Here is a 16,184-nt window from a genome sequence, read left to right on the forward strand (position 1 = left end):
AGAGGCAAGAGGCAAGAGGCAGGGTTCCCTCCCCCTCACGGGGGAGGGCAGGGTGGGGGTGGTTTGGATGCGCCGGCGCAGCATCTTTCTCACTTCTCTCCCGCAAACGTGGGAGGAGTGGAAGATTTTCTCTTTCAAGTCAGTATGTTGACTTGATCGAGCCTCCCCGGAGGCCTCAGCGCGCCTGCGCCATGGCCTCCTGCACGGAGCCGAAGGTGCGGACCCAGGGCTGGTTGCGCCGTACGGCTTCCGGGAGTTCGGCAATCGATGCCCGGGCTGCTTCGGCATCCGGGTAATTGCCGGCCACCAGCACATACCACGCCTCGCCATTGCGCGTGGTCCTGAACCACGCCAGTTCCCGGTCGATGCCCTGCTCGCGACCGTACCGGCGCAGGGCCTGCAGATCCGACAGGCCCATGATCTGGACAGTGTAGTGGTCCCTGGGCTGGGCCTGGAGCCAGGATGCATCGCGCAGCTCGCCCGTGACCTCCGGCGGCTCAGGTGCTGCCGGCGGGGGCTCGGCCTCGGCAACGGGGGGCGGCTCCTCGGGTTCGACCGGCACCGGATCCGGCTCGGGTTCGGCGGGCGCTTCAACCACGGGCGGATCGGCAGGTGGCGCCGGGTCGGGCACAACGGGTTGCGGCGGCGGGTCCGCGGGTGCGACTTCTGCCGGTGCCGGTGCCGGTGGCTCGGGCGCCGGCGTCGGTGCCCGCTCCGGCGGCGGGCTCAGCGGCCGCGGCTCCGGCAGGACGAGGAGTTCCCGGGTTTCAAGCGGCTCGTCCGGTGTCGAGAGGATATTGACCACGGTGGAGACTGCCGCGACCAGCAGGACGACCGCCAGCACGGGCACGAACATGCGGTGCTTCCAGAACGGGGTCTGCTCCGGTGGCGACGTGTGCATTCCGGCGGGCGGTGCGTCGGCACCAGCGCCCTGCAGATGTCGATTCGCCTCGGCGTTGATGCGCGCCGGCAGGCCGCCGGTCTCCTGGTGAATCTCCAGAGCCTTGTTGCCGCTGAGCAGGTCCGGATCATCGGCTCCCGCGGCCTGAAGTCGTTGGCGGAGGTATGCCTCCGTCTGCTCCCGGGTGAGCGGACGCAACTGCACGCTGATGTGAGGCTCCTCGGGGGCGTCAGGCGGGAAGGCCTCCTGCAGGCGCGTTTCCATGACGGGTTCCCCCACCAGGAGAAGGCCCGGCGTGATATCGCAGCGGCGACGCACTTCCTTGCGCAAGCGCACCAGCTCCGCCAGCACGGCGGGTTCCAGGTGATGCGCGTCGTCGACCACCACCGCGGGGCGCCGGCCTGAGGCGGCCACCTTGCACACCAGCTCGTCCAGGGGCAGCGTGTCGTCTTCGTCGGCGATGCGATTCCAGTATTGCCGGATGGTGTACTCGACAGCGGTGAAGCCGGCGCCGGCCCGGGCCTTGAAGGCACAAAACTCCATGTCTTCCGCGCCGCGCGAGAGCAGGCGCAGTAGCTGGGTGCTCTTGCCGGACCCCTCATCGCCCTTGAGCAGGAGCACGCTGTCGTCGTTGCGCAGATGCTCCAGCAGGACGCCCACCACCATGTCCAGGGCCGGGTCCGTGTACAGAAACCGGTCTCCGGCCACGGCGTCGAAAGGTTGCTGCTCCAGCCCATGACGCAACAGGGCGTCCATGGGAAGCGGATCGCCGGCCTTGAGGTGGGCGTTGTCGGTCATGGAAGGGTCTCGGGGTGTGAGAGGCGTGCGTATTCGGCGATGGCGAAGCGGTCCGTCATGCCGGCGATGTAGTCGGCCACGGCTCGGGCGCGGCCCGCGTCCCCGTGCTGTTGCGAGAATCGCCGGGCCTGGGCCTGATGTTCGGCGGGAAGCAGATGCAGGTCCTCCATATAGGCGGAAAACAGGAAGGACAGGATCCGATCGGCCTTGCGGGTCATCTGTACCACCTGTTCATGGCGGTACAGATGCTCTCGCAGGAAACGCTTCAGTGCAAGGCTGTCACTGCGCATTTGTGCGCTGAATCCGATGAGGGGTTCGGGCTGTGCGCGCACGTCGTCGGGCGAGGCCGGCGCGGCCGTCCTGATGCGCTCCAGACTGGTATCCACGAGATCGCAGACCAGGTGGTTGATCATGCGCCGGATGACTTCATGGCGGGTGCGTTTGGCATCCAGCGACGGGTGGGCCGTGCGCACCGTTTCGCATTCGCGTCTGAACATGGCGATCTCCATGAGCTGTTCGATGGAGATCAGGCCGGCACGGATACCGTCGTCCACGTCGTGGTTGTTGTAGGCGATCTCGTCGGCGAGGTTCGTCACCTGTGCCTCCAGCGTTGGCTGACGGCGCTCCAGGAAGCGGCATCCGACGTCGCCGAGTTCACGGGCGTGGGCCGGGGAACAATGCTTGAGAATGCCCTCGCGCGTTTCGAACGTGAGGTTCAGGCCGTCGAACTCCGCGTAGCGGCACTCCAGCTCGTCCACCACCCGCAGCGACTGCAGGTTATGCTCAAAGCCCCCGAAATCCGCCATGCACCGATTCAGCGTGTCCTGCCCGGCATGCCCGAAGGGCGTGTGTCCCAGATCGTGGGCCAGGGCGATGGCTTCGGTCAGGTCTTCGTTGAGCCGCAGCACCCGGGCGATGGAGCGCGCGATCTGCGCCACCTCCAGCGAGTGGGTCAGGCGGGTTCGAAACAGGTCGCCCTCGTGATTGACGAAGACCTGCGTCTTGTACTCCAGGCGCCGGAAGGCCGTCGAATGCACGATGCGGTCGCGGTCGCGCTGGTAGGCGCCCCGGTACCGGGGCGCGGCCTCGGGATGGCGGCGCCCCCGGCTGGTGGCGTCGCTGGCGGCGTAAGGGGAGAGGCGGGGTTCGTCCATGCGTTAATCAAGAAGTGAGGTGTGATGTGTGAAGTGAGAAGTGTGAATTGGGAAGTGCGAAATCGAGGCCTGCGATCCGGGGACTTTCACTTCCCACTTCATTGAGTTCGTAGGCCCGATAGAGCGTCAGCGGCATCGGGCACCCCCTTGCCGGACACCGCTTTCGCTTTGTCCGGCCTACGATCCCGCATCCTTCATCCTGCCCACTTCAACAAGCGTTTCCTCGAGCGCCCGCGGATCGAACTCTGCAGTGACCACCGCCTCGCCGATGCCGCGCAGGAGCACCAGGCGCAACTGCCCGTCCAGCACCTTCTTGTCCACGGACATGAGTTGCATAAAGCGATCTGGCGAAAGTTCGGGGGGCGGTGCGCACGGAAGGCCCGCGGCACGCACCAGGGCTTCGGTACGGGTGAGTTCCCCGTCGTCGATCCAGCCGAGCCGCCGCGACATGCGCGCCGCCATGACCATGCCCGCGGCCACGCCCTCGCCGTGCAGCCAGACGCCGTAGCCCATGCCCGTCTCGATGGCATGCCCGAAGGTGTGTCCTAGATTCAGGATGGCCCGCCGGCCGCTCTCCCGCTCGTCTTCGGCCACCACCTGCGCCTTGTCCTGGCAGGATCGGTGAATTGCGTAGGCCAGCGTCCCTGGTTCCCGCGCAAGCAGGCCCTCCATGTGTTCTTCGAGCCACTCAAAGAACGGCCGGTCACAGATGAGACCGTACTTGATCACCTCGGCGATGCCTGCGTGCAACTCCCGGTCGGGCAGGGTGTTCAACGTATCGGTGTCGATGACCACGCAGCGCGGCTGGTGAAACGCACCGATCATGTTCTTGCCGAGCGGGTGGTTGACCCCCGTCTTGCCGCCCACGGAGGAGTCCACCTGGGAGAGCAGGGTGGTGGGTACCTGGAGGAAGTCCACGCCGCGCTGGTAGCTGGCGGCCGCAAAGCCGGTGATATCGCCCACCACGCCGCCGCCCAGCGCCACCAGGGTGGAGCGACGGTCGAAGCGGCCCTCCAGCAGCGCGGTGTAGATCCGGTTCAGTGTCTCGAGGTTCTTGTACTCCTCGCCGTCGGGCAGGATCACCGTGTCCACCAGGAATCCGGAGAGCGTCGCCTTGAGACGGTCCAGGTAAAGCGGCGCGACGGTCTCGTTGGTGACGATCATCACCCGCTGCCCGCGGATATGGGGGGCGAATCGTTGCGGGTCGTCCAGCAGGCCGCGCCCGATATGAATCGGGTAGCTGCGTTCGCCGAGTTCTACGGTGAGGGTCTGAATGGCGGGTTCCGCTGACATGGGCAGGTCGGGAAATGGACAGGATTGACAGGATTTTTCAAGATTAACAGGATTCAAGGGAGACAGGGCGTATCCGGGAACGGCGAGGCCCATGACCGATCCCGATCACAGGTATGAATCCTGTCACTCAGAATCTCTCTTATCCTGTTCATCCCGGGAAATCCTGTTCATCCTGTCCATTCCTCCCTTCTTCGGCTGGCGAAAATGCCGGACCACCGCCTGCACCGCCTTGCGGACCGAATCCCGGTCCGTGTCCACGATCAGGTCGGCGATCTCCCGGTACAGTGGGTCCCGGATGCGCATGAGCTCCTCCAGACGCGCCTTCGGGTCCTCGGTCTGGAGCAGGGGTCGGTTGCGGTCACGGGCGGTGCGCCGAAGCTGTGTCTGGATGGCTGTACGCAGATAGACCACCTTGCCGCAGCGCCGGAGCAGTTCACGATTGGCTTCGCGCATGACGGCGCCGCCGCCGGTGGCCAGCACGATGCCCCGCTGCGCGCACAGATCCTCCAGCATGGCCGACTCCCGGTTGCGGAAGCCTTCCTCGCCCTCGAACTCGAAGATGGTGGGGATGTCCACGCCGGTGCGCTTCTCGATCTCCCGGTCGCTGTCGAAGAACGGCATGTGCAGCCGCGCGGCCAGTTGCCGCCCGATGGTGGACTTGCCGGCCCCCATGGGGCCCACCAGGATGATGTTGGTCCGCTTGTTCATGACTTGACCCGATTGTTGCACGGATCCCGCATGCCTTCGCCTGGCCTGCTTTCGGCTCAAACGACGGCGCCCGCCGATGGGCGGGCGCCGTCGTTCGTACTGGCTTTCGCGCCTGTCAGGAGTCGAGCATGTCCTCCTCGATCACCTTCGGTGTGACGAAGATCAGCAACTCCGCCTTGCGGGTGGATGTGCCGGTGCGCCGGAACAGGTGACGCAGGCCCGGCAGATCGCCGAAGAAGGGCACCTTTTCCAGCGTCTCCAGGCTGTCGATCTCGTATACACCACCCAGCACCACGGTCTCCCCGTTGCGCACAAAGACCTGCGTTTCCACCTCGCGGGTCTCGATGGACGGTGTGCCCTGCACCTCCAGGGTGCCCGGGTTGTCCTTGTTGACCTTGATGTTGAGGATGATGTTGCCGTTGGGGGTAATCTGCGGCGTCACCTCGGTGGACAGCACCGCCTCGATGAACTGCACGGCCGTGGCGCCGCTGGAGGTGGCCTCCTGGTAAGGGATGCGCTCACCCTGCTTGATCATCGCGGTCTGGCCGTTGGCGGTGATCACGCGCGGGCTGGAGATGATCTCGCCGCGACCCTCCACCTGCAGGGCGGAGATCTCCAGGTCCAGCAGCACGTCCGGGCGCAGGATTGAGAGGGCAAACTGTCCGCGGTTTGCCGGACTGGCAGGGAGGCTGACGTTCAGCCGGTTGGCCAGTGCCGGGCGTCCGGCGGGGAAGGGCGTGGTGGTGCCGACGATGGCGTCACTGGCCGTCAGGTTGCCCGCGACGCCTGTGGTGGTCCGGCCATCCCGGCCGCGCCCGGAGACGCCGAAGCGCGCACCCAGGTCCCGTGCAAAGTCATCGGAGGCGATCACGATGCGGGTCTCGATAAGCACCTGCTGCACCGGTACGTCCAGACGGTCCACCAGACGGCGGACGTCGTTGAGCTTGGCCTCGGTGTCCTGGACCAGCAGCGTGTTGGTGCGGTTGTCCACGGTCAGGCTGCCGCGATCCGACATGAACGTGGCGCGCTCGCTGCGGATGATGGCGGCCACTTCCTCGGCGCGGGCGTAGTTCACCTGGATGAACTCCGCGCGCAGCGGTGCCAGCTCCTGCACGGCCTGCTGGCTTTCGAACTCCAGTTTCTCGCGAGCGGCGATCTCTTCGCTGGGCGCGACGTAGATGACGTTGCCGGCCTCGCGCATGTCCAGGCCGCGCGAGCGCAGCACGATATCCAGCGCCTGGTCCCAGGGCACGTTGCGCAGGCGCAGGGTGATGTTGCCGGTGACCGAGTCGCTCACCACCACGTTGAGGTCGGTGAAATCGGCGATCAGCTGCAGCACCGAGCGAACCTCGATGTCCTGGAAGTTCAGCGACAGCCGCTCGCCGGTGTACGTGAAGCGGTCGCGGCGGATCTCCTCGGCCTCGGCCTCGCTGACCGGCTTGATCTCCAGGGTCAGGCGGTCCTGCATCTGGTAGGACAGGGTGTCGTAGAGGCCGCTGGCGGCAACCACCACGCGCACCCGGTCGGGTTCGGAGATGGCGTCGATGGTCTGCACCGGCGTGGCGAAATCCACCACGTCCAGGCGGCGCTCCAGTTCCTCCGGCAGGCTGGCACGCGGGAAGGACAGTTCGACGCGCCCGGCCTGTTCACGCACGTCCACAGGCGTCCTGGGGTCGGACAGGTGGATGATCACCCGGCCCTCGCCTTCCGGTCCGCGGCGAAAGTCCACGTTGGTGATTTCCCGGGATGTCCTGGGCGCAGCCGCGCGATCGGCGACGGCGGTCACGCCGGGCGTGGCGGCCGCGGGAGCCGGGGCTCCGTCGGCGCCGGGGGACAGGGTCAAGATCACATCGTTGCCCCGCACCTGGGTGTCGTAACGCATCATGCGCACCAGGTTGACGACCACGCGGGTACGGTCGCGGGCCTCCGCCGTGGAGATGGAGCGGGCCAGTCCCACGCCGATCTCCTGGCTGCGCTGGGGCAGCGCGTTGCGGGTATCGGCGAAATCCAGCGCGATGCGTGCCGGGTTGTCGATGGTGAAGCTGGTCGGCTCCCCGGGCGGATTCGCGAAGCTCATGGACACCTGGAGCCGGTCGCCGGGTAGCGAAGTGAACGTGATGCGCTCCAGCGAGTTGGCCTGGGCAAACGCTGTGCCTTGCCACAGGGCCAGTGTGAGTGTGAACAGCAGCGCCGTGAAACCGCGGGCCACCATGGAAGATCCGGTGCCCCGCGTTTTGCCTCCTGCCATCTGCCCTTCGCCCTCTGTCCTCCGTTTAGGGAGGCAGGTGAGTATAGCCAGTCTCATAACGTCGGTTCCTCGTTGCTTATTCGCTGAGCGCGATGGAGGTGTCTCGCTCCATGTAACCGCCAAATCCGTCGGGGACGATCTCTGTCAGGTCCACGCCGGTCTCCCTGATGCCGGTGATCCGTCCGTGGTTCTGGCCCATGTAGTTGCCGGACGCGACCCGTTGAATAGTGCGGTCCGGCGTTCGAATCAATGCCCAGTGGGTGCCACCCTGTTCGAGGGTGCCCACCATGCGAAGCGTGTCCAGCGGGTAGCTTTCCAGGTACTCCTGCGGCCGATCCGGGTCGATGGTGACCGTGCTGGTTGCGACCGGTCGGTCCGCGGCGATCTGGGGTGCAAGAATCGAGCTGTCGAAGGGATCCCGGGTATGGCCGGGGTAGGGGAAGCCCTCGTGGGTGATGACTTCCGGCATGGGCTCGATGCGCCCCCCGGGTCGCGCCTTGGTCTGTTCGACGTACTGTTCCAGGTCGCTCATGCTCTGGCCGCAGCCGCTGAGTCCCACGGTCAGCAACGGGACCACGGCGATCAGGAGGATCAGTTGTCTCCGACGGGTCATGGGTGTGTTGCGCAGATCAGCCATCGGTCTCATCCAGGTAACGGTAGGTCCTTGCGGTCGCTTCCATGATCAGCCGCCCGCCGTCCTGGGGGCGGATGTTCAGGTCGTGCAGGGTGACGATGCGGGGCAGGGCGGCCACGCCGCTGGTGAACTCGGCCATCTGCTCGTAGGTACCGCGCATGCGCATCTGGATGGGCATCTCGGCGTAGAAGCCGCGCTGCTGTTCGGCCTGCGGCCGGAACAGCTCGATCTCCAGGCCGGCGGCCAGCGCGGTCTGGGAGATATCCACCAGCAGGCTCGGCACTTCGGTGCGGCTGGGAAGCTGGCGCAGCATGGTGCCGAAGGTCCGCTGCATCTCCTCCAGCTGTTCCCGGTAGGCATCCAGGTTGGCGGCGCGGCGCTGGCGGACCTCGAAGGTCTGGCGCAACTGGGTTTCCTCGGCCTGCACCCGATCAAGGCGCGCCAGCTGATCCTTGATGATGAACCAGTACCCGGCGCCGAGGATCGCGATCACCACCAGGGCGATGGCGATGGCGCGCACCGGCGCGGGTGCCGTGCCGATGGTCTTCAGGTCGATGTTGTTGAGATCCTGCAGGTTCATGAACCCGTTTCCTCATCGTCGTCCGACGGCGTGGTCTGTCCCACCCGCAGCGTAAAGTCCCGGGCGCGCACACCGCCCGCTTCGCGGGTCTCGATGACATCCAGCGTCGGCTCGCCGAACCAGGGCGAGCCCTCCAGGTTGCGCATCATGGCGGAGATGCGGGCGTTGGACTCCGCCCGGCCCCGAATGGTCAGGTTGCTGCCCCGCTGCTCGATGGCGGTCAGGTAGGTGCCGTCGGGCAGCGTGGTGACCATCTCGTCGAACAGGCGCACCACCACGGGCCGGCTGGCCTGCAGTTCCTGGATGATGTTCATGCGGTCGATCAGTGCCTGGCGCGTCGCCTCCAGTTCACGGATCTCGGCGATCTGGCGATCCAGGATGCGAATCTCGTTCTGAAGGTAGGCGTTGCGGGCCTGCTGGTGCTCAATGAGGCCGTTCACATGGACGTGGGCGAAGAACACCACCACGACCGCCGCCACCGCACACAGTGCGGTGAGCACGGCGAACTCCTTCTGCTGTTCCTTGCGCCGTTGCTCGCGCCACGGGAGGAGGTTGATATGAGACATCAGTCGAAACTCCTCATGGCCAAGCCGCAGGCGATCATGAGCGCGGGGGCGTCATGGCCGAGCCGCTGCGGATTGACGCGGGTATTGAGGGACATGCGGCCGAAGGGGTTGGCGATCTGCGTCCGTGTGCCGATCCGGGACTCGATGAGTTCGTCGACACCGGGGATGGAGGCGCATCCGCCGGCCAGGATGATCTGGTCCACGTGGTTGTGCTGACTGGCGGCAAAAAAGAACTGCAAGAACCGGCCCACCTGTTGAACCATTGTGTCCTTGAATGGCTCCAACACCTCGGAGACGTAATTGTCCGGCAGGCCGCCTTCCTTCTTTGCCTGTCCCGCTTCATCGTAGGACAGACCGTAGCGGCGCATGATCTCTTCGGTCAGCTGTTTGCCGCCGAAGGTCTGTTCCCGCGTGTAGGTGAGTTGGCCCTGGCTGAGGATGTTGATGCTGGTCATGGTGGCGCCGACGTCGATGATGGCCACCGTGGCGTCGTCGTTCAGGCCCTCCAGCTGGCCGGCGAGCAGGGGAAAAGTATGCTCAATGGCGTAGGCCTCCACATCCATCACCTTGGGCGTGAGCCCCGCCATCTCGGCCGTGGCCACGCGCACCTCCACGTTTTCGCTGCGCGAGGCGGAGAGCAGGACGTCCACGGTTTCGGGGTTCTTCGGGGTCGGTCCGATGATCTCGAAATCCAGGTTGACCTCTTCCAGGGCATAGGGAATGTACTGGTCGGCCTCCACCTGGATCTGGCCCTCCATCTCCTCGGCCTTGAGGGAGGCGGGCATGGTGATCATCTTGGTGATGACCGCGGAGGAGGGCACGGCCAGGGCGCAGTCCCGGGTCTTGCTTCCGGAGCGCTTGAGGGCCTTCTTGATGGTGTCGCCGACGGCCTCGGGTTCCTGGATGTTCTTTTCTGCGACGGCGTTGGCGGGCAACGGCTCGACAGCGTAGCTCTCGACACGGTACTTTCCGCCGGACTGGCTGAGTTCCACCAGCTTCACCGAGGTGGAACTGATGTCGACACCCAGCAGGGGCGGTTTCTTGCGGCTGAAACCTATCACGACGCTCCCTTTATGGCACTGGCCCGGACCAGGTTATGGCACCTCTGCCGGGGCGCGGCAGTGAGGCCGTCGCCCGGGGCTGCCGATGCCGTCCTGGCCCCCGGGTGGTCGACCCGGCCGGGGCGTCAGAGGCATGATTGCCCGAGGTCCCTTATGTAGTTTGGATTAGGTATAACTTATATTTTTTCTAGATACTAGCCTCAAGCCCATAAAATAACTAGCTTATATTTCGAGAAACTTGCACAGGTTTTCACTTTTGCGGAGCAACGGTATCATTTTCCCGACGTCCTACCCCCTCGCGGCTTTTTGGGCCCCCTGAATGACCACCATCCTCAAATTGATCCGCTGGGGCGTCACGAGCCTCTTCGCGCTGAGCTTTATTGCCGTGCTGGTCGTGGCGGGCGCCTATCTGTACGTGGCCCCCGACATGCCCGAGGTGGAATCCCTTCGGGAGGTTCGCCTGCAGGTGCCGCTGCGTGTCTACAGCGCCGACGGCCTGCTGATGGCCGAGTATGGGGAACAGCGCCGTGAGCCGCTGCCCCTGGAGGACATCCCGGAGCCGCTGATCCAGGCCTTCCTGGCCGCGGAGGACGACCGCTTCTACCGCCATCCCGGTGTGGACCCGCAGGGTCTCCTGCGTGCCGCCCACAACCTGGTCACCACCGGCGAACGCACCCAGGGCGGCAGCACCATCACCATGCAGGTGGCGCGCAACTTCTTTCTCAGCCGGGACCGCACCTACACGCGCAAGCTCACCGAGATCTTTCTGGCCCTGCGTATCGAGCGGGAGCTGAGCAAGGACGAGATCCTCGAGCTCTACCTCAACAAGATCTACCTGGGGCACAGGGCGTACGGCGTGGCGGCGGCCGCGCAGGTCTACTACGGCACCACGGTGGACCAGCTGACCCTGGACCAGATGGCCGTGATCGCGGGTCTGCCCAAGGCGCCTTCGACCACCAATCCCGTGACCAGCCCCAGGCGCGCCGAGATCCGCCGCAACTACGTGCTGGGCAGAATGTACGGCCTGGGCCATATCACCACCGAGGACTATCACGCGGCATTGCAGACACCCGTTGCCGCGCGGCTGCACCATCCCGTGGTGCAACTGGAAGCGTCTTACGTGGGCGAGATGGTGCGCCAGGAGATGCTGGCGCGCTACGGCGAGGCGGCCTACACGGATGGTTTCAACGTCTACACCACTGTGGACGGCCGTCTGCAGCGCGCGGCCAATGACGCCCTGCGTCAGGGCCTGATCGCCTATGACCGCCGCCACGGTTACCGGGGGCCGGAGGCGCGTGTCGATCTGTCCGCACACCGGGACGATGCCGCGCTGGATGCCGTACTGTCCGGCGTCGCCCGCGTGGGTGGCCGCCTCTGGCCGGGTATCGTACTGGAGGCGACGGCGGAGTCGGCGGAGGTCTATCTGGGCGCCGGAAGCCGGGTCACTCTGGATCTGGATGCCGTGTCCTGGGCGCGCCCCTATATCAATGTGTCACGTACCGGGGATGCGCCCACGCAGGTGGACGACGTGCTCTCTCCCGGTGACCTGATTCGCGTCGAGCAATCGCGCGGCGATCCGGAGCGCTGGGTGTTGAGCCAGGTCCCTGCCGCGAGCGGCGCTCTGGTGGCGATGGATCCCGACGATGGATCGCTGCGCGCACTGGCGGGCGGCTTCGACTTTTTCCAGGCGAGCTTCAACCGCGCGGTGCAGGCCCGGCGTCAGCCCGGCTCGGCGTTCAAGCCGTTCCTGTATGCGGCGGCCCTGGATCGGGGCTATTCCCCGGCCAGCCTGATCAACGACGCGCCGGTGGTGTTCGAGGATTCCGCGCTGGAGGACACCTGGCGGCCCACCAATTACAGCGGGCGCTTCTACGGCCCCACGCGCCTTCGGGAGGCGCTGGCCCAGTCCCGCAACCTGGTCTCCATCCGGCTGCTGCACGCCATCGGGGTGAATTACGGGCATGGTTACCTGAGCCGGTTCGGATTCGACCTGTCCCGGCAGCCCAGGAATCTCTCTCTGGCACTGGGCAGCGGCGCCGTCACCCCGCTGGAGATGACCCGGGCCTACGCGGTGTTCGCCAACGGCGGGCATCTGGTGGACCCCTGGTTCATCGAGCGCATCGAGGGGCCCGACGGCGACATCGTGTTCCAGGCTCTGCCCCGGCGTGTGTGTGACGACGAGTGCCAGTCCGCCGAGGCGCTGATCCGGGTCGATGATGCGCTCGCGGATCCGTTGGACATGGAAGCGCTTGCCCTGCCCATTGTCGAGCCCGCCGAACGCGTGCTGAGCCCCGCCAACGCCTACCAGATGGTCAGCATGATGCACGACGTCATCCTGGAGGGCACGGCGCGCGGAGCCCGCCGCATGGGCCGCAGCGACATCGCCGGAAAGACCGGTACCACCAACGACCTGCGCGATGCCTGGTTCTCGGGGTTCAACCGGGATCTTGTCAGTACCGTGTGGGTGGGTTTTGACGACAACAGCCCCCTGGGCCCCCGGGAGACCGGCGGCGTGGTGGCGTTGCCCGTGTGGATCGACTTCATGAGCGTGGCCCTGTCGGGTCGTCCTGAGCACAGCATGCCCCAGCCGGACGGTATGGTCACGGTGCGCATCGACGCGGAGACCGGCCGACTGGCCTCATCCGGCACCCGGCGCACGCTGTTCGAGACCTTCACGCCCGAGCAGGTGCCCGAAGGCGACGAGAGCGGGCGCGCCGCCAGCCGCGAGCCCCGACCGGACGACACTGACACCGTCAGGCCCGAGTACCTTTTCTGAATGTCTACCAACGACCTCAGGGTGCGCCAACTCATCATTGAGGAGGCGGCCCGAATCATTCTGGACGAAGGCGTGGTCGACTACGGTCTGGCCAAGCGCAAGGCTGCCGAGCGCCTCGGTGCGGCCCAGACACGCAACCTGCCCCGTAACGCGGAGATCGACAGCGCCGTGCATGCACGTCAGCGCCTGTTCGAGGATGACGCCGACCGCGAGGAATTGCGCCGTCTGCGCACGGTGGCCCTGGACGCCATGACGATGTTGGAACCCTTCGATCCGCGCCTGGTGGGGCCGGTGCTGGAAGGCGTGGTCAACCGGCGTGACGAGATCACCCTGCATGTCTTTGCCGACAGCGTGGAAGAGGTCATCTTTCACCTGGAGGACCGGGGCATCCGCTGGCGCGGCGATGAGCGCCGCCTGCGGACCGCCCAGGGTCATGTGAACTATCCCGTGCTCGCCTTCGCGGGCCCCGACGCCCAGGTGGAGGCCGTGGTCTTCCCGCTCAAGGGTATCCGCCAGGCGCCGCCCAGCCCCGTGGACGGCCGGCCCATGCGGCGAGCGGGGATTCGGGAGGTGAAGGGGCTTCTGGAAGGTTGAAGGTTGAAGGATGAAGGTTGAATGAAACCACCTCCTTCGGAAGGTTGAAGGATGAAGGTTGAATGAACCCCTCTTCATCCTTCCGCCTTCATCCTTCATCCTTCGCGCGGCGCTCAGCGCCGCGCGTGAACTTCGTCCACCAGCGCCGCCACCTTCTCCGGGTCGATGGCGGGATGGATGCCGTGGCCGAGGTTGAAGACGTGGCCGGTGCCGGGGCCGAAGTCGTCCAGCACCCGGCGGACCTCCTGGCGCACGCGTTCGGCCGAGGCGTAGAGCACGGCGGGATCGAGGTTGCCCTGCAGCGCCACACGGTCTCCGACGCGTCGGCGCGCCTCGCCGATGTTGGTCGTCCAGTCCAGTCCCAGGGCGTCGCAGCCGGTGTCGGCCATGGCCTCCAGCCACGCGCCACCGCCCTTGGTGAACAGGGTGACCGGCACGCGCCGGCCCTCGTGCTCGCGGGTGATGCCCGACACGATGCGCCGCATGTAGGCCAGTGAGAACTCCTCGTAACCCTGCGGCGTCAATGTGCCTCCCCACGTGTCGAACACCATCACGGCCTGGGCGCCGGCGGCGATCTGGGCGTTGAGGTAGGCGGTGACGGCTTCTGCCAGGATACCCAGCAGGTGATGGAGCGTGTCCGGGTCGTCGTAGAGCATGCCCTTGATGCGGGCGAACTCCTTGGACGAACTGCCTTCCACCATGTACGTGGCCAGGGTCCAGGGGCTGCCCGAGAAGCCGATCAGGGGCACCCGGCCGTCCAGTTCCCGGCGGATCAGGCGCACGGCGTCGATGACGTAACGCAATTCCGTTTCGGGATCCGGCACGCCCAGCGCCCGGATGGCGGCAGCATCCTGCACCGGTCGGCTGAAGCGCGGACCCTCGCCTTCCGCGAAGTACAGACCCAGGCCCATGGCATCGGGAATGGTGAGGATATCGGAGAAGAGAATGGCCGCGTCCAGGGGGAACCGTTCCAGCGGCTGCAGCGTCACCTCGCAGGCCAGTTCCGGGTTCTGGCACAGGGACATGAAATCGCCCGCCCGTTCCCGGGTGGCCCGGTACTCCGGCAGGTAGCGTCCCGCCTGACGCATGATCCACACCGGCGTGACATCGACGGGCTCGCGCAGCAGCGCGCGCAACAGGCGGTCGTTCTTGAGTTCTGTCATAGGATCACCGGCAAGTCTCAAGTGGCAAGGAAAAAACCACCCTCACCCCACCCTCTCCCTGAGGGAGAGGGACGAAAGCACCCTCCCCCGCATTGCGGGGGAGGGTTGGGGAGGGGCCCTTGCCACTTGAGCCTTGCCACTGCCTCTCAAACGCCAAGGTATTCCAGTATGCCTTCCGCCGCCTCTCGGCCCTCGTAGACCGCGGTGACCACCAGGTCCGAGCCGCGCACCATGTCGCCGCCGGCGAACACCTTGGCGTTCGTGGTCTGGAACCGGTACTGGCCATCGGCGGGGGCGGTCACGCGGCCGCTGTCGTCGCCGGCGATGCCGAATTCCTCGAACCAGGGCGCGGGGCTCGGCCGAAACCCGAAGGCGATGATCACGCGGTCCGCGGGGATCACCTCCTCGGAGCCGGGTACCGGCTCGGGCCGTCGGCGTCCGCGTTCATCGGGCTCGCCCAGGCGGGTGGTGACCACCTTGACGCCCTCCACGCGGCCCCGGCCGACAATCTCCACCGGCTGGCGGTTCCACAGGAAGCGCACGCCTTCCTCCTTGGCGTTCTGCACCTCGCGGCGGGATCCGGGCATGTTCTCCTCGTCGCGCCGATAGGCGCAGGTGACCCGGGCCGCGCCCTGGCGAACGGCGGTGCGGTTGCAGTCCATGGCGGTGTCGCCGCCGCCGAGGATCACCACGCGCTGGTCGCGCATGTTGATGAATTCCTCCGGGGATGTCTCCAGGCCCAGCTCACGGTTGATATTGGAGATGAGATAGGGGAGGGCATCGAATACACCCGGCAGGTCCTCACCCGGGAAGCCGCCCTTCATATACGTATAGGTGCCCATCCCCAGAAACACGGCGTCATAGTCGTCCAGCAGCTTCTGGAACGGGATGTCGCGGCCGATATCCGTGTTGAGTTCGAATCGGATGCCCATCTCCTCCATGATCTGCCGGCGGGTGCGCACCACTTCCTTCTCCAGCTTGAACGGCGGGATGCCGAAGGTCAGCAGGCCGCCGATCTCCGGGTAGCGGTCGAACACGACCGCCTCGACGCCGTTGCGGGTCAGCACGTCGGCGCACGCGAGTCCCGCCGGGCCGGCGCCGACCACGGCCACACGCTTGCCGGTGGCCTCGACGCCCGAGAGGTCCGGGCGCCAGCCGGCCTTGAAGGCCTCGTCGGTGATGTATTTCTCGACGGAACCGATGGTCACGGCACCGAATCCGTCATTGAGCGTGCACGCGCCCTCGCAGAGCCGGTCCTGGGGGCAGACGCGGCCGCAGACCTCGGGCAGGGAGTTGGTCTTGTGGCACATCTCCGCCGCCTCGAACAGGTTGCCTTCGGCCACCAGCTTGAGCCAGTTGGGGATGTAGTTGTGGACCGGGCACTTCCACTCGCAATAGGGATTGCCGCAGGCCAGGCAGCGGGCAGACTGGTGCTTCGCGGTCTCCGGGTCGAACTGCCCGTAGATCTCCTTGAACTCGTAGATGCGCACCTGGGCCGGTGTTTTCTTCGGGTCCTGGCGCGGCACTTCGAGGAACTGCATCGGGTTGGCCATGACGGATACCTGTCAAACGTGTCGCACACAAGCGGCACCGTCACGCCCGTGGGTGCCTGTCAGATTCTGGAAAGCATGAATGCCCTGAACGGTAACGCGCAACCCCGCCGGGGCTGTGGTTTGGCCGGCCGATTCAGCCCAGGAGCCTGTCGGAC

Annotated in this window: 13 protein-coding genes; 2 read left to right on the forward strand and 11 right to left on the reverse strand. The window is 66.1% G+C overall.

Annotated features, from left to right (window positions below; genetic code table 11):
- Nucleotides 1–175 precede the first annotated feature (175 nt).
- The 9 genes from B1C78_RS14150 to B1C78_RS14190 all read right to left on the reverse strand — a co-directional run bounded on the left by B1C78_RS14150 (nt 176) and on the right by B1C78_RS14190 (nt 9,943).
- On the reverse strand, nt 176–1,699 hold the full coding sequence (locus tag B1C78_RS14150) for an AAA family ATPase (protein WP_077279822.1): 1,524 nt from the start codon (nt 1,697–1,699) through the stop codon (nt 176–178).
- A complete protein-coding gene (locus B1C78_RS14155) occupies nt 1,696–2,853 on the reverse strand; it encodes a deoxyguanosinetriphosphate triphosphohydrolase (RefSeq protein ID WP_077279823.1) in 1,158 nt (385 codons plus the stop codon). The genes B1C78_RS14150 and B1C78_RS14155 overlap by 4 nt, the downstream gene beginning before the upstream one ends.
- A 177-nt stretch (nt 2,854–3,030) precedes the next feature.
- Nucleotides 3,031–4,128 carry a 3-dehydroquinate synthase gene (gene aroB / locus B1C78_RS14160; RefSeq protein WP_077279834.1) on the reverse strand — a complete coding sequence of 366 codons (1,098 nt, stop codon included), beginning with the start codon at nt 4,126–4,128 and terminating at the stop codon, nt 3,031–3,033.
- A 141-nt stretch (nt 4,129–4,269) separates the two neighbouring features.
- Complete coding sequence (gene aroK, locus B1C78_RS14165) at nt 4,270–4,854, reverse strand: shikimate kinase AroK (protein WP_077279824.1); 585 nt, start codon at nt 4,852–4,854, stop codon at nt 4,270–4,272.
- 115 nt (nt 4,855–4,969) lie between these two features.
- Complete coding sequence (locus tag B1C78_RS14170) at nt 4,970–7,102, reverse strand: type IV pilus secretin PilQ (protein WP_139349951.1); 2,133 nt, start codon at nt 7,100–7,102, stop codon at nt 4,970–4,972.
- A 76-nt stretch (nt 7,103–7,178) separates the two neighbouring features.
- Nucleotides 7,179–7,739: a pilus assembly protein PilP gene (locus B1C78_RS14175; RefSeq protein WP_077279826.1), complete on the reverse strand. Its 561-nt coding sequence runs from the start codon at nt 7,737–7,739 to the stop codon at nt 7,179–7,181.
- A complete protein-coding gene (locus tag B1C78_RS14180) occupies nt 7,732–8,316 on the reverse strand; it encodes a type IV pilus inner membrane component PilO (RefSeq protein ID WP_077279827.1) in 585 nt (194 codons plus the stop codon). Before B1C78_RS14180 ends, B1C78_RS14175 begins: the two co-directional genes overlap by 8 nt.
- Entirely contained in the window at nt 8,313–8,882 is a 570-nt protein-coding gene (locus B1C78_RS14185; RefSeq protein ID WP_077279828.1) for a PilN domain-containing protein, read from the reverse strand. The genes B1C78_RS14180 and B1C78_RS14185 overlap by 4 nt, the downstream gene beginning before the upstream one ends.
- The gene (locus B1C78_RS14190; RefSeq protein ID WP_077279829.1) at nt 8,882–9,943 is read right to left on the reverse strand and encodes a pilus assembly protein PilM; all 1,062 of its coding nucleotides are present in this window, start codon (nt 9,941–9,943) and stop codon (nt 8,882–8,884) included. Before B1C78_RS14190 ends, B1C78_RS14185 begins: the two co-directional genes overlap by 1 nt.
- A gap of 319 nt (nt 9,944–10,262) precedes the next feature.
- Here B1C78_RS14190 and B1C78_RS14195 point away from each other — a divergent pair, with 319 nt between their 5' ends.
- On the forward strand, nt 10,263–12,719 hold the full coding sequence (locus B1C78_RS14195; RefSeq protein WP_077279830.1) for a penicillin-binding protein 1A: 2,457 nt from the start codon (nt 10,263–10,265) through the stop codon (nt 12,717–12,719).
- Complete coding sequence (locus tag B1C78_RS14200; RefSeq protein ID WP_077279831.1) at nt 12,720–13,313, forward strand: hypothetical protein; 594 nt, start codon at nt 12,720–12,722, stop codon at nt 13,311–13,313.
- 113 nt (nt 13,314–13,426) lie between these two features.
- Here the strand turns inward: B1C78_RS14200 and hemE are convergent, their stop codons facing one another.
- Both hemE and B1C78_RS14210 read right to left on the reverse strand, forming a co-directional pair.
- The gene (hemE, locus tag B1C78_RS14205) at nt 13,427–14,476 is read right to left on the reverse strand and encodes a uroporphyrinogen decarboxylase (RefSeq protein ID WP_077279832.1); all 1,050 of its coding nucleotides are present in this window, start codon (nt 14,474–14,476) and stop codon (nt 13,427–13,429) included.
- 146 nt (nt 14,477–14,622) lie between these two features.
- Nucleotides 14,623–16,029 (reverse strand): FAD-dependent oxidoreductase, encoded by a 1,407-nt coding sequence (locus B1C78_RS14210; protein WP_077279833.1) that lies wholly within the window; start codon nt 16,027–16,029, stop codon nt 14,623–14,625.
- Nucleotides 16,030–16,184 lie beyond the last annotated feature (155 nt).

The organism is Thioalkalivibrio denitrificans, from assembly GCF_002000365.1.
Lineage (GTDB): Bacteria > Pseudomonadota > Gammaproteobacteria > Ectothiorhodospirales > Ectothiorhodospiraceae > Thioalkalivibrio_A > Thioalkalivibrio_A denitrificans.

What these genes read in the sequence shown, in the direction of transcription:
- B1C78_RS14155 (WP_077279823.1), bottom strand. Translation starts at nt 2,853, where the DNA reads ATGGACGAACCCCGCCTCTCCCCTTACGCCGCCAGCGACGCCACCAGC.
- B1C78_RS14195 (WP_077279830.1), top strand. Translation starts at nt 10,263, where the DNA reads ATGACCACCATCCTCAAATTGATCCGCTGGGGCGTCACGAGCCTCTTC.
- B1C78_RS14210 (WP_077279833.1), bottom strand. Translation starts at nt 16,029, where the DNA reads ATGGCCAACCCGATGCAGTTCCTCGAAGTGCCGCGCCAGGACCCGAAG.
- B1C78_RS14170 (WP_139349951.1), bottom strand. Translation starts at nt 7,102, where the DNA reads ATGGCAGGAGGCAAAACGCGGGGCACCGGATCTTCCATGGTGGCCCGC.
- B1C78_RS14185 (WP_077279828.1), bottom strand. Translation starts at nt 8,882, where the DNA reads ATGTCTCATATCAACCTCCTCCCGTGGCGCGAGCAACGGCGCAAGGAA.
- aroK (WP_077279824.1), bottom strand. Translation starts at nt 4,854, where the DNA reads ATGAACAAGCGGACCAACATCATCCTGGTGGGCCCCATGGGGGCCGGC.
- B1C78_RS14175 (WP_077279826.1), bottom strand. Translation starts at nt 7,739, where the DNA reads ATGGCTGATCTGCGCAACACACCCATGACCCGTCGGAGACAACTGATC.
- B1C78_RS14150 (WP_077279822.1), bottom strand. Translation starts at nt 1,699, where the DNA reads ATGACCGACAACGCCCACCTCAAGGCCGGCGATCCGCTTCCCATGGAC.
- B1C78_RS14180 (WP_077279827.1), bottom strand. Translation starts at nt 8,316, where the DNA reads ATGAACCTGCAGGATCTCAACAACATCGACCTGAAGACCATCGGCACG.
- B1C78_RS14200 (WP_077279831.1), top strand. Translation starts at nt 12,720, where the DNA reads ATGTCTACCAACGACCTCAGGGTGCGCCAACTCATCATTGAGGAGGCG.
- hemE (WP_077279832.1), bottom strand. Translation starts at nt 14,476, where the DNA reads ATGACAGAACTCAAGAACGACCGCCTGTTGCGCGCGCTGCTGCGCGAG.